This window comes from Globicatella sulfidifaciens DSM 15739 (assembly GCF_900167405.1).
Lineage (GTDB): Bacteria > Bacillota > Bacilli > Lactobacillales > Aerococcaceae > Globicatella > Globicatella sulfidifaciens.
On record NZ_FUWO01000001.1, the window covers coordinates 94,661 to 115,505 of the forward strand.

General features: G+C 36.4%; 18 protein-coding genes and 1 pseudogene. 1 reads left to right on the forward strand and 18 read right to left on the reverse strand.

Translation table 11 applies throughout. The features are described 5' to 3' along the window. Window positions 1-196 precede the first annotated feature (196 nt). The 14 genes from pta to pth all read right to left on the reverse strand — a co-directional run bounded on the left by pta (window position 197) and on the right by pth (window position 16,896). Window positions 197-1,177 carry a phosphate acetyltransferase gene (gene pta, locus B5D12_RS00425; RefSeq protein ID WP_200802966.1) on the reverse strand — a complete coding sequence of 327 codons (981 nt, stop codon included), beginning with the start codon at window positions 1,175-1,177 and terminating at the stop codon, window positions 197-199. A gap of 128 nt (window positions 1,178-1,305) precedes the next feature. Continuing rightward, complete coding sequence (locus B5D12_RS00430; RefSeq protein WP_234982874.1) at window positions 1,306-1,782, reverse strand: S-ribosylhomocysteine lyase; 477 nt, start codon at window positions 1,780-1,782, stop codon at window positions 1,306-1,308. Between the two features lie 416 nt (window positions 1,783-2,198). Then, a complete protein-coding gene (locus tag B5D12_RS00435; protein WP_078754972.1) occupies window positions 2,199-3,395 on the reverse strand; it encodes a hypothetical protein in 1,197 nt (398 codons plus the stop codon). Further along, a complete protein-coding gene (locus tag B5D12_RS00440; RefSeq protein WP_078754973.1) occupies window positions 3,385-4,326 on the reverse strand; it encodes a glycosyltransferase family 2 protein in 942 nt (313 codons plus the stop codon). Before B5D12_RS00440 ends, B5D12_RS00435 begins: the two co-directional genes overlap by 11 nt. 318 nt (window positions 4,327-4,644) lie before the next feature. After that, the gene (gene dusB, locus B5D12_RS00445) at window positions 4,645-5,688 is read right to left on the reverse strand and encodes a tRNA dihydrouridine synthase DusB (RefSeq protein WP_078754974.1); all 1,044 of its coding nucleotides are present in this window, start codon (window positions 5,686-5,688) and stop codon (window positions 4,645-4,647) included. A gap of 2 nt (window positions 5,689-5,690) precedes the next feature. Continuing rightward, window positions 5,691-6,569 (reverse strand): Hsp33 family molecular chaperone HslO, encoded by an 879-nt coding sequence (gene hslO, locus B5D12_RS00450; RefSeq protein ID WP_078754975.1) that lies wholly within the window; start codon window positions 6,567-6,569, stop codon window positions 5,691-5,693. A gap of 260 nt (window positions 6,570-6,829) precedes the next feature. Next, complete coding sequence (gene ftsH / locus B5D12_RS00455) at window positions 6,830-9,004, reverse strand: ATP-dependent zinc metalloprotease FtsH (RefSeq protein ID WP_078754976.1); 2,175 nt, start codon at window positions 9,002-9,004, stop codon at window positions 6,830-6,832. 66 nt (window positions 9,005-9,070) lie between these two features. After that, window positions 9,071-9,625: a hypoxanthine phosphoribosyltransferase gene (hpt, locus tag B5D12_RS00460; RefSeq protein ID WP_078754977.1), complete on the reverse strand. Its 555-nt coding sequence runs from the start codon at window positions 9,623-9,625 to the stop codon at window positions 9,071-9,073. Between the two features lie 52 nt (window positions 9,626-9,677). Next, a complete protein-coding gene (gene tilS, locus B5D12_RS00465; protein WP_078754978.1) occupies window positions 9,678-11,129 on the reverse strand; it encodes a tRNA lysidine(34) synthetase TilS in 1,452 nt (483 codons plus the stop codon). A gap of 80 nt (window positions 11,130-11,209) precedes the next feature. Further along, complete coding sequence (locus B5D12_RS00470) at window positions 11,210-11,725, reverse strand: S1 domain-containing RNA-binding protein (RefSeq protein WP_078754979.1); 516 nt, start codon at window positions 11,723-11,725, stop codon at window positions 11,210-11,212. A gap of 63 nt (window positions 11,726-11,788) precedes the next feature. Next, on the reverse strand, window positions 11,789-12,148 hold the full coding sequence (locus tag B5D12_RS00475) for an FtsB family cell division protein (RefSeq protein ID WP_159443811.1): 360 nt from the start codon (window positions 12,146-12,148) through the stop codon (window positions 11,789-11,791). Window positions 12,149-12,279: 131 nt separating this feature from the next. Then, complete coding sequence (locus B5D12_RS00480) at window positions 12,280-12,570, reverse strand: RNA-binding S4 domain-containing protein (protein ID WP_078754981.1); 291 nt, start codon at window positions 12,568-12,570, stop codon at window positions 12,280-12,282. Window positions 12,571-12,584: 14 nt separating this feature from the next. After that, on the reverse strand, window positions 12,585-16,106 hold the full coding sequence (mfd, locus tag B5D12_RS00485; RefSeq protein WP_078754982.1) for a transcription-repair coupling factor: 3,522 nt from the start codon (window positions 16,104-16,106) through the stop codon (window positions 12,585-12,587). A 223-nt stretch (window positions 16,107-16,329) separates the two neighbouring features. Next, window positions 16,330-16,896: an aminoacyl-tRNA hydrolase gene (pth, locus tag B5D12_RS00490; RefSeq protein ID WP_078754983.1), complete on the reverse strand. Its 567-nt coding sequence runs from the start codon at window positions 16,894-16,896 to the stop codon at window positions 16,330-16,332. A 215-nt stretch (window positions 16,897-17,111) separates the two neighbouring features. On the opposite strand from pth, the gene B5D12_RS00495 reads away from it, so the two are divergent. Then, entirely contained in the window at window positions 17,112-18,074 is a 963-nt protein-coding gene (locus B5D12_RS00495; protein WP_078754984.1) for an L-lactate dehydrogenase, read from the forward strand. Window positions 18,075-18,637: 563 nt separating this feature from the next. Here the strand turns inward: B5D12_RS00495 and B5D12_RS00500 are convergent. The 4 genes and pseudogenes from B5D12_RS00500 to B5D12_RS00510 all read right to left on the reverse strand — a co-directional run bounded on the left by B5D12_RS00500 (window position 18,638) and on the right by B5D12_RS00510 (window position 20,576). Next, window positions 18,638-19,174 (reverse strand): VOC family protein, encoded by a 537-nt coding sequence (locus tag B5D12_RS00500; RefSeq protein WP_268762593.1) that lies wholly within the window; start codon window positions 19,172-19,174, stop codon window positions 18,638-18,640. Continuing rightward, window positions 19,172-19,486, reverse strand: a pseudogene (locus tag B5D12_RS10530) (VOC family protein); the annotation flags it as partial. The gene B5D12_RS00500 and the pseudogene B5D12_RS10530, both read right to left, overlap by 3 nt. A 144-nt stretch (window positions 19,487-19,630) precedes the next feature. Next, the gene (locus B5D12_RS00505; protein WP_078754985.1) at window positions 19,631-20,308 is read right to left on the reverse strand and encodes a DUF1648 domain-containing protein; all 678 of its coding nucleotides are present in this window, start codon (window positions 20,306-20,308) and stop codon (window positions 19,631-19,633) included. Then, window positions 20,295-20,576 (reverse strand): autorepressor SdpR family transcription factor, encoded by a 282-nt coding sequence (locus B5D12_RS00510; protein WP_200802967.1) that lies wholly within the window; start codon window positions 20,574-20,576, stop codon window positions 20,295-20,297. The genes B5D12_RS00505 and B5D12_RS00510 overlap by 14 nt, the downstream gene beginning before the upstream one ends. Window positions 20,577-20,845: the final 269 nt, after the last annotated feature.

Sequence of the window (20,845 nt, forward strand, 5' to 3'; positions counted from 1 at the left end):
ACACATGGTATCTAATATTAAACTTTATCAATCACCTTGACTCTTGACAGGTCATTCATTGTGATTGCGGCTCGTGTTCCAAATACTGATGTATTGTTAAAGACGGGAGTCGGCTACAAGGAGATAGAGACGAAGCGAAAGGGTTATCTACTTCTACTTTACCCACTTGTAATACTTTTTACAAAAAATCGATTCATTAAACCAATGTTTGATTAGCGGTAATGATGGATACTTTATAAACATCTTCTTCTACACATCCACGTGATAAGTCAGATACAGGTTTGTTTAAACCTTGTAAGATTGGCCCAACTGCTTGGTAATTTCCTAAACGTTGCGCAATCTTATAACCGATATTACCTGATTGGATTTCTGGGAAGATATAAACCGTTGCTTGACCTGCTACTTTTGATTCAGGTGCTTTTTGATTGGCTACAACAGTTGAATAAGCAGTATCAAATTGTAATTCACCATCTAATTCTAATTCTGGTGCTAACTCATGAGCAATGCGTGTTGCTTCGATAACTTTATCGACATCTTCTGATTTAGCTGAACCTTTAGTTGAGAAACTTAACATCGCCACACGTGGATCAATGCCGAAGATTTTAGCTGTGTTAGCAGACTCAACAGCAATTTCAGCTAATGCTTGTGCGTCTGGATTAATGTTGATGGCACAGTCAGCAAAAACTAATTTTTGACCATCCATTTGCGGTGGAATCATAACAAACGCACCACTGGTACGGGTCACGCCTGGTTTTGTTTTAATAATCTGTAAAGCTGGTCGAACGGTATCACCTGTTGAGTAAACAGCACCACAAACCATCGCATCCGCCTGGTCCATTTGCACTAACATTGTACCAAAATATGCTCTATCTAATAAGATAGTGCGCGCTTGTTCTTCAGTTGCTTTACCTTTACGAACTTTGACAAATTCATCAACCATTGCATCAAATTCATCATAGTGATTAGGGTCTATAATGGTTAAGCCCTCAATATTCCACAAATTCTTTTTAGCTAATGCTTGAACTGCTGTTGGTTCACCTAATAATATCGGTTCAACTAAATTATCTGACTTTAGGCGGACCGCTGCACCTAATACACGTACATCATCAGCTTCTGGGAATACAATTCGAATGCCTTTACCTTCGATTTTATGACTTAATTCTGCAAACATATCCATGTTTTTACTCGCCTCCAAAATTTTTGCTGAACATTTGATTGTTTCATAACCAAATAATTCTCTAACTACCATGTTACACTTTTTATAGCAAATAATAAACCCTTTTCATAAGTTTTACGCATTATTAATTAATAACTATAGGTAAAATCCTCATGTTGACGGATGACGCCAACATATTTTTTTGCATAATAGCGGGCCATTGGTAAATTTTGGTCTAAGTAATTACCGCAATCACGAGCACTTGCTCCTGGAATTTCACCTTCATAATTGGCAATAAATTCAAAACAACGTAATAATAAATCTTTCACCGCTTCAGGTGCCACCTGTTCTGTTAAGATTAAATAAAAGCCAGTACGGCATCCCATTGGGCCAAAATAAATCACTTCTTGTTTATATTGGGCATCATTACGTAAAAACGTTGCGGCTAAATGTTCAATGGTGTGAATTTCAGCGGTATTCATCACCGGTTCAAAATTTGGTGCTGTAAATCGTAAATCATAAGATTTTAAAGTAGTCCCACCTACTTGGTCCTCTCTTGATAAATAAATACCCGGTTTTAAATTTAAATGATCGACAGTAAAGCTAGGAATCTTTTCCATTTCCATCATCTTTTCCTCCTCTAGCATTATATTCTTGAATATTATAACAAACTCTTTAATATTTATATACTATTACGCAAGGTTATCGGTACCACATCAAAAAAACAGTTGCTAGGCATAAACTTGATAAATTTAGTCAAGTTTATTATTCTTTAATTAATAGCGCAGTGGTTGAGTGGCCTCAAACTGCGTCTTTCGACTTGTTTGAGGCCTACTCAACTGTGCGGGGGTAGGCCGACGAAGCGAAAATTATTCGATTTTCTACTTCTGGTCTACTCCCAATTGTGCGGGGGTAGGCCAACGAAGCGAAAATTATTCAATTTTCTACTTCTGGTCTACTCCCAACTGTGCGGGGGTGAACCGACGAAGCGAAAATCATTTGATTTTCTACTTCTGGTCCGCTCCCACTGTTGGTCTTCACGCTATTCATTTCGTTGCTTTAAATTTAGATAGAGATAAGTATACACTGAAAACAATGTTATGATAAATAAACGATAGGTAAAATAAGCATGATGAAAATTGTGATTTTTCAAAATAAACACCCATACAAATGGCACTAAAGCGACCATCAATAATGGGGTTGTGCTTAACCAATGTTGATAACTCTTGACCCCTTTAAAAGACTGTACTAATAAAATGATAAGCCATATGACTAAAATAATCATAGCGGTTTTAGGTAATAAAATTTTCCACATATTTTTAATAATCTCGATCGCATCTAATACTTCATCCGTTTTACCGCTTGTTCTTAAAGCGATTTGATTCGCAACATTAGCAAATGAATTCTCTTTTAATATCACTGATCCGATAGACCATTTACTAGCCCAAGTTAAACCATAGCCCATGAACCAAGTCCAGCCTAATATCACCGTTTCACTTAAATTATGCTTAAAGTGACGCCGATGATGTTGATTCACTAATACAAAATAAATCATCCACGGAAACGCAAAGGTCAACAATGGCACAGTCAATAAATCGAAAAAGTTCGTCACAGAACCGATAGTGAAAAATAACAGCACCATTTTGGAGAGTCGATAACCATAGCGTTGATGAATTGCTATCACTGCCACAATTCCCAATAAACTGATAATAAAAACCGGTGTATATTGAAGCGAAAGTGGAAAAATCCAAAAATGAATTAATAATAACATCGTCATCAAGAGATACGCATAGGTACGACTAATTGCTTTTTCAACTTTAGTCATTGAAAAATAGAAAACAATAAAAACTAAGAAAATATTTAAATAACGAATATGCTTATAGCTTATAAAAATCAGCAAAGGTCTTAAAACCGCAATATCACCGAGCCAATAACGTTCATAACCATTATTCCACATCGCAGCTTGGATGGCCGACAGTTCTTCTTGATTAGTTAACTTGTTAAAAATTAAATTATCGGTAAAAGTATCCAGTTTGGTACCTTTGAACTCCCCCATCACACTCCAACGCTTAGTTTCACTCGCAATTGTTTCTAATGAATAGTGTAAATTCACTGCAATTTTTTCAATTGGAATCGTATAACTTAATACCATTAAACTAAAATAAAATGCCACTAATAAAACAAAAAGTAATGTTAATTGCCAGAGTATTTGACCTAAATTAGTATGTTTATGCTTCATCTTTTAGCCCTCTTTGGCTCTTTTTATTTTTAAACTCCATTTCAAAGCGTTGTTGGAAATGATAACATTGAACATCTAAAATAATCCCCGCTATAAAGACAATCATAGCAGCTAAGAAAAAAAATCCCGATACAAACAATGTTGGAAATCGTTCGACCGTCCCCGTTTGACGAAATTCAATCCAGACTGGCAAAAATAACAAAGCCGAAATTAAACTTAGCACAAACGCAATAGCAGTAAAATAGCGAAATGGACGATAATTCTTTATTAAGCGCCCAATCGTTTTAATCACTCTAAAACCATCTTTGTAGGTATTTAATTTTGAAACACTTCCTTCAGGACGATCACGATAAGTCACAATCACATTTTTTATTGGTAAATGCTTATCTAAAGAATGAATCGTCATTTCTGTTTCAATTTCAAAACCAGTCGATTGAATCGAAAAAGTCTTAACAAAAGCATAACTAAAAGCACGGTACCCAGTCATAATATCACGAATATCACTATTAAACATTTGGTTAATGATTTGACGGACTAAGACATTGCCAAAATTATGGAAAGAACGTTTATTTTCTTCAAAATAAGTAGAACTTAGACGATCGCCAATCACCATTTCTGCTTCTCCACTTAAAATAGCCGCTACCATCTCTGGTGCATACTCTGCAGGATAAGTATCATCGCCATCAATCATGACATAAGCCTCTGCTTCAATATCACGAAACATGGCACGAATCACATTACCTTTTCCTTGTTTCGTTACTCTACGAACAACTGCTCCAGCTTGACTGGCAATTTGGACGGTATCATCAGTTGAATTATTATCATAAACGTAAATGGTCGTTTCGGGTAAAACCGTTATAAAATCAGCCATGACCTTTCCAATTGTTACTGCTTCATTATAGCAAGGGATTAATACAGCTATTTTATCCATTATTTTCCTCTTTTCATTTTCAAGTAGCATTATCATACTACAAAAATTATTTCATTTCACTAAAAAAAGAGAGATGAAAACATATTTTCTTGCGAAAATGTTTACTTCTCTCTAATATGATTGATTATGTTGTTCCTCAGGTCTTAATCCCAACAACTCATTAAGAATTATAGCCAAAGCCATTGCCTTTAAAGCCACTGTTTGAAACTATACCAAGCCATTTAATGGCGTATCACTACCAAACAGTTAGAAGCGCAACACTACCGAGCCACTTCGTTCCTCTTCTAAAACGCGCAGCTTCACTATCTCAATTCAACACTACTCATTCGCTGCTTCTTCACGATTAGCTAAACGTTCTAAGCGACGTTCTGCTTGTTTTGCTTCATGCATCTCAGCTACTTCTACAAAATCTAATAATAATTTTTTCACCGTATCCGATTCTTCGGTCTCATTAATCGCTACTTTAACTTTTGATGACCGAGGAATTCCTTTTAAATAATAATGTGCTTGTGAACGGAATTCTTTAGTGGCGGTTCTATCCCCTTTTAATGCTACTAAACGATCTAAATGGTCAATCGCTGTATCGATTTTCTCACGAGCATTCATTGGCGGTAAAATTTCACCGGTTTCTAGATAGTGTACCATTTGTTTAATTACCCATGGATTTCCTAGGGCAGCTCGACCTACCATTATCCCATCAACACCCGTTGTTTCTAATAGATGTTTGGCTTGTTCAGGAGTTCTAACATCACCATTACCGATAAAAGGAATGGTTTTCAGCTCCTTTTTAACGGCTTTTAAAATATCCCAATTCGCTTTTCCTTCATACATTTGTACACGTGTACGGCCATGCATCGCGACCATTGAAGCACCCGCACGTTCAGCCGCTAAGGCATTTTCAATCGCATATAGATGTTCATCATCCCAACCGGTACGCATTTTTACTGTGACAGGCTTATCGACTGCATCCACTACAGATGATACCATTTCATAAACTTTGTTAGGGTCTAATAACCAACGAGCACCCGCTTCCGCTTTAATAACCTTATTAACCGGACAGCCCATATTAATATCAATAATGGCACATTCCGTATTTTCAGCCACATATTTTGCTGCTTCAACCAATGTTTCGCGATTACCACCCATAATTTGAATGCTTAAAGGATATTCATTTTCAGCGATATGCAACATACTTAAGGTCTTTTCATTACGGAATTGAATCCCTTTGTCGCTAATCATTTCACAGACTACTAATCCAGCTCCGAATTGTTTGACAATCGTTCTAAATGCCGAATTTGATACTCCAGCCATCGGTGCCACCACAATTGGATTATCAATTTGTATATTACCTATTTTAAACATAACTATCCCTCAACTACTAATGCCTTTAATTCATCTTCAGTAAATTGATAATGTTCATTACAATAATGACACACTAGTTCTGCTCCATGATCTTCTTCGATCATTGCATTAATCTCATCATTACCAATCATTTTTAAACTTTTAGCAAAACGTTCTTTGCTACATGGACAGTAGAACGCAACTTCATGCTTGTCTAAAATTTTAGAATTATTTTCACCTACTAAGATATCTAATAATTCTTCTAATGGTTTCTTTTGATCTAACAAATCAGAGAAGCGACCAATTGAATTAATACGCGCCTCTAAATTATCGATTGTTTCTTCAGTCGCACCTGGCATCACTTGAATCATAAAACCACCCGCCGCTGCTACGGATTCATCAGGGTTCACTAACACACTTAGTCCAATCGAAGAAGGTGTTTGTTCTGATATCGCCATATAATAAGTGAAGTCTTCTGCTAATTCCCCGCTAATTAATGGTACTTGACCCGAGAATGGTTCATCTGCACCGGTAATATACTTTCTAACGGTTAAGGTTCCCGGTAATCCTACCGCACCCGCTACATCTAATTTTCCTTTGCCATTTAATTCTAAAGCCACATGGGGATTTTGGATATACCCGCGTACATTACCAACTGAATCACCATCCGTGACAATTCGCCCAGCGGGACCTTCACCCAACACTTCCACACTGATACGGTCCTCTCCTTTTAAGTTGGATCCTAATAAACTTGTTGCTATTAAAGTTCGTCCTAAAGCCGCAGTGGATGTATGCCATGTATCATGACGACGATGTGCTTCATCAACCGTTTTAGTAAAGTCTAATACAAACACACGTACTTGCCCATCATAGGCAACAGCTTTTAAAATTTGATCTGTCATATTCTTTTTCCTTTCATCGAATCATTTTATTTATAATGTTATTTTCTCTCTCAGTTGTTAATAACCTTTCATAGTTTAACAAAAAGTTTTTTAAATTGAAAGTTCTTTGACTCAAATAGACAATTGAACGTTTAGCTTTTTAATAAAGTCAATCGCTCGTCATAATTCATTAAATTTTTTAAGCGCAATTTGAGTAAAAAAAATGGAGGCCGGGAAAATTTTAGCATTTACCCAGCCTCTTTGATACTAATTAATGATGATTATTCTTCGTCTAAATTAGTTTCGGTTGAATCTGATTCTGAAGATATTTCTTCAAATTCACCGTCGACTTCTGAATTCAGCTTGTTAGAATCCTTTGAACTATCAGTAGCATGTGGATGATGTTTGGCTGCATCTTCAGCTAAATTAGTTTCTAAATCACGATCCGCTTTTTCTTTAGCTTCTTCAAAAGTTCTCACTTCTTCCTCTGGTTCTTCACCATTACTATAAGGTGTTGGCATTTCACCTGTTTCAAAAAGTGATTTAATTTGACGTTTATCTAAGGTTTCAACTTCTAATAATTTTTCAGCGATGACATTTAATTGTTCACGATGTTCGTTAATAATACGATGCGCTTCTTCATGGGCTTCATTCATAATACGACGAATTTCTAAGTCGATTTCGTAAGAAACCTGCTCTGAATAATGGGCACTTTGTCCGTATTGACGACCAACGAAAACAGATTCATTGCCTTCAAATTGAACCGTACCTAATTTATCTGACATTCCGTATTGGGTTACCATGGCACGGACAATGTTAGTCGCTTGTTCAAAGTCATTACTTGCTCCAGTAGATTGTGAGTTAAAGACAATTTCTTCAGCCACACGTCCACCTAATAAGCCAACAACTTGTTCATATAATTCTTTCTTGGTCACGATAAAGCGATCTTCTTTAGGTAACATAATGGCATATCCACCTGCTCGACCACGTGGTACAATGGTTACTTTATGAACCACTCGTGCATCACTTAAGACCATTCCGACAACCGTATGACCTGCTTCATGATAAGCAATGGTTCTTCTTTGTACAGCAGAAATGACACGGTCTTGTTTAGCCGGTCCAGCTACCACACGGTCTTGCGCTTCATCTAAGTCACCCATCGTAATTTCTTTACGATTGAAGCGGGCTGCTATTAATGCGGCTTCGTTTAATAAGTTTTCTAACTCCGCCCCTGATGAACCTGGTGTTTGTTGGGCAATTACTTTTAAATCCACATCTGGTGCGAACTTCTTATTGCGGGCATGAACTTTCAGAATCGCTTCACGACCTTTTACATCTGGATTACCAACTAAAATTTGGCGGTCAAAACGTCCTGGACGTAATAAAGCCGGGTCTAACACATCTGAACGGTTCGTTGCAGCAATCACAATTACGGCTTCATTTCCTTCAAAACCATCCATCTCAACTAATAATTGGTTAAGGGTTTGTTCACGTTCATCGTGGCCACCACCCATACCAGCTCCACGTTGACGACCTACAGCATCAATCTCATCAATAAAGATAATTGCAGGTGCTGCTTTTTTTGCATTTTCAAATAAATCACGTACACGGCTCGCTCCGACCCCAACGAACATCTCAACGAATTCTGACGCTGAAATACTAAAGAATGGGACGCCAGCTTCACCCGCTACGGCTTTTGCTAATAAGGTTTTACCTGTCCCTGGAGGACCTTCTAATAACACCCCTGAAGGAATACGTGCCCCTAATTCAGCATATTTTTTAGGATTTTTTAAGAAATCCACAATCTCAACTAATTCTTGTTTTTCTTCCTCAGCACCGGCAACATCAGAGAAGCGTACTTTGACTTTCTCTTTATTGACTTCACGTGATTTGGTTTTACCAAAGTTCATCACATTACGGCCACCGCCACCGCCACTTTGTTGGAAAATCGAAAACATTAAGAAGAAAGCCGGAATCATTAAAATCACAAATGGGATTATCGATATCCACATTTCTAAGTTCGATTCTGAAATCGTCTTAATTTCTGTTTCTGAGTTTTGTGCTAATTCGGTTATTTGTCTAATGGTTGAATCGTTACCCAACACTTTGGTGGTAAAACGATTCGAGGTACTCGAATTTTGTAAAACTTCAATAAAAGTATCCCGGTCAGTGGTTTGAGCTTCAGTGGTCGAATTAAATTGACCATTAATATTATAAACTCCAGCCCCTGCCTGGATTTCAAAGGACTTGATCTGTCCATCTTCTAATTTTTGTACAAATTCACTGGCACTTATTTCATTTGATTTATTACCTGAAAATAAATCACCCGTAAATAATTGGAAAATCCCCATAAACGCTAAGAAAAGCAATAAATAAAAGAATGGGCCTTTCATCATATTACGATTCGGTTTTTGATTATTGGGATTATTGGGATTATTACGTTTTGGATTTTTCATATAATCTTTTATCCTCCGATCCGATTTAATATCTTGACTATAATACCATATTAAATTCGAAAAGTCTTATTTTTTGCCTTTAGTATAGATTTCTGGTTTTAGGACTCCAATGTAAGGTAGGTTACGATATTTTTGTTCGTAATCCAAGCCATATCCTACTAAAAACTCATTAGGAACTTCAATCCCCACATAGTCCGCTTTGACATCTTTAACGACACGTCCTTCTGGTTTGTCAGTTAAAGCGCACACTTTGACTGAGGCTGCTTTACGATATTTTAATAAATCTATGATGTAACGTAGTGTACGACCTGTATCAATAATGTCTTCTACAATTAAAATATGACGCCCTTCAACGCGAGAGTCTAAGTCTTTAATAATCTTAACTTCACCTGATGAAGAAGTCCCACCATGATAACTTGAAACATCCATAAAATCCATTTCAAGATGGCAATCCATTTCTCTAATAATATCCATCATGAATAAAGCAGCGCCTCGTAAGATTCCTACAACCAGCACATCTTTACCTTGATAATCTTCTGTTAATTGTTTTCCTAATTTTTCACATGCAGCTTTTATTTCTTCACGACTGACTACTACACGTTCAATATCTTGTTCTAACATATAAGTCTCCTTTAACCATTCGATAACCTTCATTTTAACATAATCTTTTCTATTAGTCTTGCATTTTTCGGTATAAAAATAAGTAACTTTCAGCCGCAGGATGACGATGACGATAATTTCTTGATGATATATGACCGATAATCGCAATCACTTCTTCTTGTCGATCACACAGCAACCACATCTGATTACGATCATTCAAGGGAATTTTATTATCTATCATATAACGACTTACTTTTTTATGAAAAATATCGCCATGCCCATCATTTAGGGCTAAGCGGTCACCATCTTTGCGATGACGCACATAAAAGCCCCGCAACTGATCAGGCTTTAAATATAAGCGTAAAGAATAGTCCATCTCCAATACTTGAGAGGTTGAAAAATAACGTTCATCAAATAATCCAATTTGTTCGTTCTCACTGATTATATGCCAGTGATTGAGGTGCTTTATTTGAACACTCAACTTTTGATCAATTTGATTTTCCTCTTCTTTCGGTTGGATATAGATAAAATCATATTCTCGTCGCACCACCCAATTTTCATTTAATTGAAAACTACTATTCGGTAGCCGATCATTCATAATCACTTGTTCAACCCGATCAATCGCCTCTTTTGTATAGGTAGGAATATCTTCCACTAAACGTTCTTCAAAAAAGAGCGCTAAAAATACTTTTCGTTGATTTTCTTCTAATTCGACAAATGCTGGCACATATAAAACCCAACGCATTTTTTCTGAGTACATTAACAACATTGGCTCATGCTTTAAATAATTCGCGTAATGTACCGAATAACTTGCTTGTAGTTGCTCTTGAAGGGCTAACATATTTTCTAAAAAACTAGGGTTTTCTTGTTCGAACACTGGCAAAACTTGATGACGAATTCGATTTCGGAAATATTTAGTATCTTGATTAGAAACATCTTCTACATACCCTAAGTCATTATCTGCTGCATAATCATATAGTTCTGTTTTGGGTATCGTTAATAACGGGCGCATCATTTGAACATAGACTGGTCTTTTGTCAACAGTCATTAACAAGCGACGATAATTTGCTTCGATACCTCGTAATCCTTTTAACGAAGTACCACGTGTTAAGCGCATCAGTACGGTCTCAGCTAAATCATTTAAATGATGTCCGGTTAATAAGATATCTACTGCTTCATTTTCAATTACTTCTGCAAAAAATTGGTATCGCGCGTCTCTTGCTGCTGCTTCGACATTTTTAGTTGCTGGATTATCCCAACTTTTTACATAATAAATAATTTGATGTTTTTCGGCTAATGTTTTAGCAAGATTCGCATCAATGTCACTTTCTGGTCGAAGGTGATGATTAAAATGAGCTAGGACGATTTTTTTAGGTTGCTCTAGTTTTTGGTTTAATTTATAAATGATATCAAATAACACGACTGAATCGACGCCACCTGAAACGGCTAGTAAGACCACTTTCGCTTGTTGCCATTCTCTCCAAGCATCGAGTTGATTTTCCACTTTCATAATCGTTTTTTCCATCTATACACACCTATCTTTCACATAAAACAAGCACTTGCTTATAACCTGCGGTCAAAAACAAGTGCTTTGTCTAAATGTTATTAGCTACGACGTCCGCCGCGGCCACCACGTTTGCCTTCTGTATTACGTTTAATTGAAGTTAATCGTTCTTCACTATCTTTAAGGAAATTACTCATCAGTTGATCAAAATCACTTGTTTGACGATTGTTATTGTGATTCGTATTTTGGTTTCCAAATTTATTGGGGAAATTACGATTCTCATTACTTACGCCATCAAAGTTCTTTTTAAATCTTGGTTCTGATGACTGATTATCTGACCCTTTTCTAAAACCTTGACGTTGAGGTCTCTCCTCTGTTTTATTTTCATTAGCTTGACGGATTGATAAACTAATCTTTCCATCGTTGGCGATAGTCAATACCTTTACTTCCACTTCTTGTCCTACCGAAAGAACGGAATTGATATCTTTTACGAATCCATCGGATACCTCACTAATATGAACTAATCCAGATTGATTCTCTGGCAATTCGACGAAAGCACCAAAATGTGTAATTCCGGTTACTTTCCCTGTAACTTTCTGCCCCACTTCAACTGACATAAAATGCTTTTTCCTCCTTAAAAATTGTCTTTAATAATAAGACATTGTAAAACATTAAATAAGTTATTCTGGAAGGATGGTTGTTTCCTCTGAAACAGTTTCCGTCTCTCCAAGGTCGAAAATAATTTCGCCTTCTTTTGAGTAATAGTAATCTCGGCGTGCGACTTGTTCTAAATATTCACTATCTTGTACTTGATTGTATTCTTGTTGCGCTTGTCGATTTTTTTCGACCGCTTGATTATGTTTTGCTTGGACTTGAGTCAATTGCTCAAGTGTCGCTTGCTTTTTTCCAATATTGTTCATTAAGGAAAAGCAAGCTACCCCTATCAAAAGTAAACAAACTACAGTAAAAAAGAAATTAAACTGCTTTTGGTATTTTCCTTTGATAGTTTTCTTAGATTTATTTCTATTATATTGAGCCATTGTCTCACCTCCAATACTCATACATCATGAGTATATCATTGAAAGAACATAATTACCATAAAAGGCTAATTTTTTCTTTTAAAATTTTCTTAATTATTCGTCTGAAACTTTGGTTGCATGATGATTTAAGTTTAACTTAAAAATTCATCAATAATTGGAATCTCTTTTTCAATTCTTTCTTCTGAGATAATCTTATATAACTCGACTGCTTCATTTTTCTTCGTGGTATCACGAATATCTAAAATCTCGACTGTCATAATACGATTACCAAAACGAATCTCTAAGGTATCACCAATCTTAACGGTTGAACTCGATTTAGCAACAGTATCGTTAATCTTAATACGTCCTTGGTCAGCTACTTCTTTCGCAACAGTACGACGTTTAATCAATCGTGATACTTTTAAAAACTTATCTAATCTCATCTGCTATTGCTCCTTTACTTTTTTCTTTCAGCAATGGCTTGGGTTAAGTTTTTCAAATAACCTAACCATTGATAACTTGGTATACCTCGTACTTGCAAGGTTACCTTCAGCTGTTCTTTTTCAACTGCTACTTTAATTTTCACCGGAATATCTTGCAATAATTCGAAAATGGTTGCCCCTTGTAATTTCCGCGTCATGCGCGGATTAAAAGTCACTTCCACTTGATCATTTTTCTGCTTAATTTGTTCAACGCCAGCTAGTAAACCATAATGCTTAATTAAGGCAATCTCTAATAAATCACTCACTTCATCAGGAAATTCACCAAAACGGTCAATCAACTGATCTTGTAATTGTCGATAAGATTCTTCAGAATCCACTTGTTGAATCGATTTATAAATAGCAATTTTTTGACGTTCATCACTAATATAAGAAGAGGGTAAATAAGCATCGATCATTAAGTCCCACTCAATACTTTCTGAAGTTTCTTCTGAGACGGGTTTCTTCAAGCCACGTTTAACATCCACGGCTTCTTTTAACATTTGAGAATACATATCAAAACCAACAGAATCGATAAAGCCGGATTGTTGCTTCCCTAATAAATTACCAGCACCCCGAATCGATAAGTCACGCATTGCAATTTTAAAGCCACTCCCCAATTCAGTAAATTCTTGAATGGCTTGCAATCGTTTAGCACTGACTTCACTTAATTGTTTAAACGGCTCATACATTAAGTAGGCATAGGCCACCCGGTTCGTTCGACCTACCCGTCCTCTTAATTGATACAAGGTTGACAGCCCCATATGATCAGCCATGTCAACAAATAAAGTATTCGCATTGGGAATGTCCACACCGGTTTCAATAATCGTGGTTGTGACTAATATATCATACGCACCATTGATAAAATCAATTAAGATGGTCTCTAATTGCACTTCTGTCATTTGACCATGCGCAACAGCGACACGAGCTTCCGGTACTAATTCTTGTAATTCTTGGGCACGTTGATCAATGGTGGCGACCCGATTATATAAATAGAAACACTGTCCACCACGGGCCATTTCACGTTCAATGGCCGATTTAATCGCTGCTTCATTTCGCTCCATCACATAGGTTTGCACTGGAAAACGATCATTTGGTGGCGTCTCAATAACCGATAAGTCACGCACACCAATCATCGACATATGCAAGGTTCGTGGTATCGGCGTTGCCGTTAAAGTTAAGACATCGACTTGAGATTTTAATTGTTTCAAGCGTTCTTTATGTTTTACCCCAAAACGTTGCTCTTCATCGACGACTAATAGGCCTAAATCAGCAAATTCAATATCTTTCGATAAAACTCTATGCGTACCAACGACAATATCTATTTTACCTAAGGCTAATCCTGTTATCGTTTCTTTCTGTTGCTTTTGCGTAACAAAGCGACTTAAAAGACCTATATTAACAGGAAAGTCAACGAAACGTTCTATTAAAGAATTATAATGTTGTTGCGCTAAAATAGTAGTCGGCACCAGAAAGGCCACTTGTTTACCATCCATTACAGCCTTAAAGGCCGCTCGCATCGCGACTTCGGTCTTACCATAGCCTACATCTCCCACTAATAAGCGGTCCATTGGTCGTTCTTTTTCCATATCGGCTTTAATTTCAGCCGTAGAACGTAATTGATCCTCTGTTTCCACATAACTAAAGGCATTTTCAAACGCTGCTTGCTCTGGAGTATCGGGTCCAAATGCATAACCTTTTTGATTTTCACGCTTGGCATATAACTCAATCAATTCATCCGCAATGTCTTCAATTTTAGTCGCTATCTTGGCTTTGGTCTTCTGCCATTCAGCGCCCCCTAATTTATTTAACTTAGGTACTTTGGACTCAGATGCAACATATTTTTGTAAAAGTTGAATTTGATCAACAGGTAATAAAATGCGCGAGTTGTCTTGGTATACGACCGATACCATATCGCGATGGACGCCATTAATTTCAATGGTTTCTACCCCGGTATACTGCCCAATCCCATGGTTAATATGAACGACATAATCACCAATTTCAAGTTCTGAATAGCTTTTAATACGCTCAGCATTAGATAAAGTTTGCTTGCGTACGCTACGTCGCTTAACCTGATTGAATAATTCTTTACCAGTTAGCACTACCCATTTAGCAACCGGCAATTCAAATCCATTGGTTAAATTGCCTACTACGATATTGACCGCTTGCGGACTAAAGGTGGCTGTATCTTGAATGATAACCGGTTGAATGCCATATTCTTCAAAACGCGCCTGAGCTTTTCTTGCTTCTTCAAGTGTAGGTAAAACGACTTGTACAATATTTTCTTGTTTCAACCAATGGTCGATTTCTGTTTTAACCAATGGCATTTGATTAAAGAATTGATTCATACTGCGATAATGGATATGATGAATGGCTCTAAACGTTAATTTACCTAATCCACGTTGAATGACCGAACAATAAATTTTAGGCTGTTTGGCATTTTTAATTTGTTCTGTCGCTTCCACTTTAATAGAAAGACCGGGTAATAAATTCCCTTTAGTCATTTCTTGTTCAATCCAAAATAAATCTTCCTCAATCGATTGACGTTCACGATTTTGAATCCGATCTAATTCATTAATAATAAGGGTACCATCATCGGCTAAATAATCTACAAGGGTGGTTCCCTTGGTATCACGGTATTCTAAGTAAGCCAAATGATATTGCATCGGCTCCCCATGTTGAAGACGTTCAAGATGATCAGTCATCCCTTTCATAACTTGTTCTTGAGTCTCATCATCTTTGATTTTTTTCACTCTTTTTTCTAAATCAGCCTGAATTTGAGGTAAGACTGCTTGTTGCTCTTCTAAACTGAACAAAACATCTTTAACAGGTAATAATTGAATAGACTCAACATTGTCAATTGATTCTTGGGTTTCCGCATCAAAGAAACGGATGGAATCTAGTTCTGTATCAAAGAAATCTAAGCGAACTGGATATTCATAATTTAATGGATAGAAGTCAATAATACTACCACGAATACTATATTCTCCCGGAGATTGTACCATTGACTCACGCGTATAGCCTAAGTAGTTTAAACGCTTTTCCAGTGCTAATCGTTCAATATCATCGCCTAAACTTAATGTTACTTGGGCCTCTTTCCAAATAGATACCGGCGTTAATCTTTTTCTTAATGCCAACCCAGATGCGACAATCACACAAGGTTCACCACTGGCTAAAGCCGTTAAGGCTTCAACGCGCATCGCTTGATTATCAAATGAAGCCACTGAAAATTCAATCGGCATGGCTTCTTCTACCGGAAATAAATGAACCGGATAATCGGGTAATAACTGCTGTAAATCATCAACTAATTGTGTTAAATGAGTCGCAACGGGTTCAACGATTAATAATTGTCTTGGTTGTTCATTGAATAATTGTGCCCACAAAACAGCCCGAGCGCTGTCATCAACCCCCGTTACTAATTGTTGGCTTCCCGAAGCTTGAAACTTAATCAGCTCCTGAACAACCTTTGAAAATGGCTCTTTATTTAAATAATTTATCATTAATATAATTCTCCTAACAACACACAAAGGGGAGTGAGTAACAAGTAGAAAATAAGATTATCTCTGCTTCGTCTCCCACCCCCGCACCATTGAGTAGTTAATAAACAAGTCTGTATGGACGATGTTTATTAGCTACTCAATCACTGCGCAAATACTAAAATTTTACTGGTTTGGAAAGAATATTCATATCTATCCAAGCCAATTTTTATTTAAATTTTACTGGTTATTTTTGATTGTAAATATTCATGGTTGCTGAAAAATCATCATGTTCGATCCAATGTTCTATCGCTTCAACCACTCGATCAATGGTCGCGTCAATCGTAACTCGATCTTCTGGGGAAAATGGTGCTAAAACATGATCCACAACTTTCCAGCCACCTGATGGTCTACCAATTCCGACTTTGATACGGTTAAATTCTTGACTACCTAGCATCTCAATAATACTCTTCATCCCATTATGGCCGCCCGAACTCCCATTGCGACGTAAACGAATACGACCCGGTTCCAAATCTAAGTCATCATAAATAACCAAAATATCTTCCATGCCAATCCCAAAATAACTCATTAGAGGAAGCACTGCTTCTCCTGATAAGTTCATATACGTATAAGGTTTCATAAAATAAATTCGCTCACCATTATGATGCCAGCTCGTATAATCAGCTCTAAACTTTTGATCCGTCATTGATAAAGAATGTTTGTCCAAAAATCGATCAACGACATCAAAACCAATATTATGACGTGTCCCATCATATTTACTTCCTGGGTTGCCTAATCCAATAATTAATTTCATTGTGTACCACCTATTTTTTATCTGTAGACTTATTATAGCATAACTATTTTGAAAAGTCGTTTTATATAAATCTGTATTAGTACCATTTGAAAACTGTTACATTGTAAATAAAGCGTTAGCATTATTTTTCTTTGATAAAATACTTTTTTTAGCTTTAATTTTATATAATTATTTGTTATACTATAAAAAACAATATAATATAGGAGGTTTGCTAAATGTCACAAAAATCATCAAAAAGCAAAATTATCTTAGTTGGAGATGGCGCTGTTGGTTCAAGTTTTGCATTTGCAACTGTTACACAAAATATTGGTCGTGAGTTAGGTATTATCGATATTAACACAGAGAAAACAGAAGGGGATGCCTTAGACTTATCGAGTGCATTAGCATTTACCTCGCCTAAAAAAATCTATGCTGCAACATACGCAGACTGTCATGATGCAGATATTGTCGTAATCACTGCTGGTGCTGCTCAAAAACCAGGTGAAACACGTTTAGACTTAGTACACAAAAACTTAAAAATCTTCAAAGGAATTATCGGTGAAATCGTCGCATCTGGTTTCGATGGCATCTTCTTAATCGCTTCAAATCCAGTTGATGTTTTAACTTATGCTACTTGGAAATTCAGTGGGTTCCCTAAAGAACGTGTTATTGGAACAGGTACTTCATTAGATACAGCACGTTTCCGTCAACGTATTGCTGACTTGGTTAGCGTTGATGCGCGTAACGTTCACGGTTATATCTTAGGGGAACACGGTGATACAGAATTCCCTGTTTGGTCACACGCTAACATCGGTGGATTACAAATCGCTGACTGGGTTAAAATTCACCCAGAAGTTGATGAAGAAGAATTAGTTAACATCTTCTTTAAAGTACGTGATGCTGCTTATGAAATTATCGCTAAAAAAGGTGCAACTTACTATGGTATCGCTGTTGCCTTAGCAAGTATTTGTAAAGCTATCTTAGACGATAATAAAGCGGTCTTTCCATTATCAGTATATTTAAATGGTGAATATGGTCAAAAAGATATCTTTATCGGAGCTCCAGCCGTGATTGGTCGTCAAGGTATCGAGACTGTTATCGAAATCCCATTAAACGATGCTGAAACTGAAAAAATGAATTTATCATCTACCACATTGAAAAATGTTATCGATGAAGGTTTTGCTTTATTAGAACAATAAGATAAATAATGAACACCACTCGTTTTCAAATGAGTGGTGTTTTTGTTTTATTTGCAGAAAATTGAAGCGACCAAAATCTACTGCGTAAGAGTTTTAACACGTACCTCTGTCAATTCCATCAGTTTGTAAGATGCAACGCAAAAAATCTACTGCATGATAATTTTTAACTGTGTTGTAACAAGATGAAGTAAATTGCGCACCCTACTCTCTTCTTTCCTACACACAATTTTTCGATTAATTACTTCACTTCACGTATGGCAAAATAGTTTTCTTCGTGATCGGTGTATTATAAACTCAATATGGCACAAATTCTAACTTGGTCAATCAAGTTTATGCTTTATTATATATATAAAATGGTTACCTGAATAGAGAGAACAAAAATAAATTATTGACTAATATATTTGGTACCACGACCATTCCTTTTCTAATAACATAGCCGTTTTCCATTAAAATTCTGCTATTGTAATACAAACCCCACGCAAAATCAAACGATAATTTTTGCGTTTGGTTTTGCGTGGGTTAATTCGTATGTACTTATTTTTGGTTTGGCAACACTACGGCAATTAGTCTTTTGCACTTTCAAATGCCGCTTGCATTGCAGCTAAATCTAATTTTTTCATTTTTAATACGGCTTGATTCACAGCTTTGATTCCTTCGAGGTTATCTGATTGATATGAAGTCATTAACCAGCTTGGCACTACTTGCCAAGAAACCCCAAATTGGTCTTTACACCAGCCACATTGAGCAGCTGCTGGTACGTGGTTTAACGCCTCCCAATAGGTATCCACTTCTTCTTGTGTGTCACAGTAAACCATTAATGAGACAGCTTCAGAAAACACTTTGTCTCCAGTATAACCATGGTCCATCGCAATAATGGCAGTATCCTCCATCACAATTTTTCCATAATTAATTTTGGCACGGTCATCATGTGCTTCCCCTGGTTGATATTCATTAACATCCAAAACTGGCGTATTAAATAATTGTCCATAATATTCAAGAGCTGGTTTGGCTAAGCCAACTAATTTATCTGCAAATAATAAGCAATATTCTAACTTATATGGTTGGCTTAGTGAGTCATCGGTAAATAATTGCCAGGTCATGCCATATTTATCTTTTACCCACGTATAATGTGGATTAAATGGATATTCGCCTAAGGGCATCATCACTTGGCCATCTGCTAAAAATGCTTCCGTTAAGCGACTAACCTCTTCTTTAGAGTCACAACTCAACATGAAGGAGATGCTTTCGTCTAATTGAAAATAGGGACCTCCTGAAATGGCCGCTATTGTTTTACCTGCAATTTCAAATTCTAATAAATCACAATCTCCTGATGGTGTGTCGGTGATGGTATAAAGCCAATTAACTTTTGAGCCTTTAATTAAACTTGTATAAAATTCGACCGCTTCTTTTGCATTATCATCAAACTATAAATGGGGCACTATTTTTACCATACTGATCCTCTTCTGTCTTTTATTGACGGTTAATTTGTAAGGTGATTCTTTCGAAATCAAACTATGATTTTATTATATAGGTCAATGCGCTATTATGTAAGCCAATTAATACTTTTTAGCCAACCAATATGAATAAATACTCACACCAATTGCAAAGCTTAAAAGCGTCACTAAAATAACAATTGGCATCCATTGAGCTTTTACAAAAAATGACGAAATGATTAACATCAATCCTGCAATGACAGAAACATAACCGCTAGCCATTTGTGTACGGCGCCATGTTTCTTCATTTTTCTTACTCCAAGGTGTTCTAAAACCAATATTGATCCAGCTATTTTTATTTAATTTGGCTTTAGGTGAAAGGTTACCAATAAAGATTAATAAAGAGCCTAATATAATACCTGTAAATCTGCCTAAAGGTACGGGAACATCATTTAAATCGGCAATGCCATTCACGGTCGCATAGAGGGTATAGCCAAACATTAAATTTAACAAAACTAAGGTCGCATAAGTCACTTTAACTGATAATTTTTGATTGTTGGTTCCGGTTTGCTCTTTCTCAGCTAATCTTTTGGTAATGTATTGCATTGACAACCCTATTACCACTAGCAAAGCTGGAAATAGAAAGATTTCGTTTTTACTTCCCCAACGATCGACTTGATTATTCATTCCATAGTGCATGGGAATTTTCTCAGGTAAATTAGGATAGAAAATGATTGCTAATAATAGTGGCATAATCATTAAGATACCTAATATTAGTTTATTGGTTTTATTTATTTTCATTATGATTTCCTCCCATCAATTGATTCATCCACATAATCGCATCATCTAATACCGTTAAATTCAGCTCATAATAAATGAAATTTTTATATTTCGTTTCATATATTAAGTCCGCCTCTCTTAATTTTTTCAAATGATAGGATAAGGCTTGCGGTGTCATTTCTAAATTTTCAGCAATCTCGCCTGAACTAATTTTTCCTTTACGTAACAACATTAAAATATTTCGTCGTGTTTCGTCGGCCAATGCTGACAAGATTTGATTCACACCCAACACCATCACACCTTTCTATTTCAAATTTTATTTAAATAGAGTATACTCCATTTTTCTGTCAAATACAATAGTTATTTAAAAATATTTTTAAATAGAATTCATTTTTCTAAATATCTGATGTGGATGGGAGTGGACCAAAAGTAGAAAATCAAATGATTTTCGCTTTGTCTGTCCACCCCCGCACAGTTGGGAGTAGACCAGAAGTAGAAAATCGAATGATTTTCGCTTCGTCGGCCTACCCCCGCACAGTTGAGTAGGCCTCTAACAAG

What these genes read in the sequence shown, in the direction of transcription:
- B5D12_RS00430 (WP_234982874.1), bottom strand. Translation starts at nt 1,782, where the DNA reads ATGGAAATGGAAAAGATTCCTAGCTTTACTGTCGATCATTTAAATTTA.
- dusB (WP_078754974.1), bottom strand. Translation starts at nt 5,688, where the DNA reads ATGTTTAAAATAGGTAATATACAAATTGATAATCCAATTGTGGTGGCA.
- B5D12_RS00505 (WP_078754985.1), bottom strand. Translation starts at nt 20,308, where the DNA reads ATGAAAATAAATAAAACCAATAAACTAATATTAGGTATCTTAATGATT.
- B5D12_RS00470 (WP_078754979.1), bottom strand. Translation starts at nt 11,725, where the DNA reads ATGTCAGTTGAAGTGGGGCAGAAAGTTACAGGGAAAGTAACCGGAATT.
- B5D12_RS00475 (WP_159443811.1), bottom strand. Translation starts at nt 12,148, where the DNA reads ATGGCTCAATATAATAGAAATAAATCTAAGAAAACTATCAAAGGAAAA.
- hpt (WP_078754977.1), bottom strand. Translation starts at nt 9,625, where the DNA reads ATGTTAGAACAAGATATTGAACGTGTAGTAGTCAGTCGTGAAGAAATA.
- B5D12_RS00500 (WP_268762593.1), bottom strand. Translation starts at nt 19,174, where the DNA reads ATGACCTGGCAATTATTTACCGATGACTCACTAAGCCAACCATATAAG.
- tilS (WP_078754978.1), bottom strand. Translation starts at nt 11,129, where the DNA reads ATGGAAAAAACGATTATGAAAGTGGAAAATCAACTCGATGCTTGGAGA.
- B5D12_RS00440 (WP_078754973.1), bottom strand. Translation starts at nt 4,326, where the DNA reads ATGGATAAAATAGCTGTATTAATCCCTTGCTATAATGAAGCAGTAACA.
- pta (WP_200802966.1), bottom strand. Translation starts at nt 1,177, where the DNA reads ATGGATATGTTTGCAGAATTAAGTCATAAAATCGAAGGTAAAGGCATT.
- mfd (WP_078754982.1), bottom strand. Translation starts at nt 16,106, where the DNA reads ATGATAAATTATTTAAATAAAGAGCCATTTTCAAAGGTTGTTCAGGAG.
- ftsH (WP_078754976.1), bottom strand. Translation starts at nt 9,004, where the DNA reads ATGAAAAATCCAAAACGTAATAATCCCAATAATCCCAATAATCAAAAA.
- B5D12_RS00480 (WP_078754981.1), bottom strand. Translation starts at nt 12,570, where the DNA reads ATGAGATTAGATAAGTTTTTAAAAGTATCACGATTGATTAAACGTCGT.
- B5D12_RS00435 (WP_078754972.1), bottom strand. Translation starts at nt 3,395, where the DNA reads ATGAAGCATAAACATACTAATTTAGGTCAAATACTCTGGCAATTAACA.
- pth (WP_078754983.1), bottom strand. Translation starts at nt 16,896, where the DNA reads ATGAAATTAATTATTGGATTAGGCAACCCAGGAAGTAAATATGATGGG.
- B5D12_RS00495 (WP_078754984.1), top strand. Translation starts at nt 17,112, where the DNA reads ATGTCACAAAAATCATCAAAAAGCAAAATTATCTTAGTTGGAGATGGC.
- hslO (WP_078754975.1), bottom strand. Translation starts at nt 6,569, where the DNA reads ATGACAGATCAAATTTTAAAAGCTGTTGCCTATGATGGGCAAGTACGT.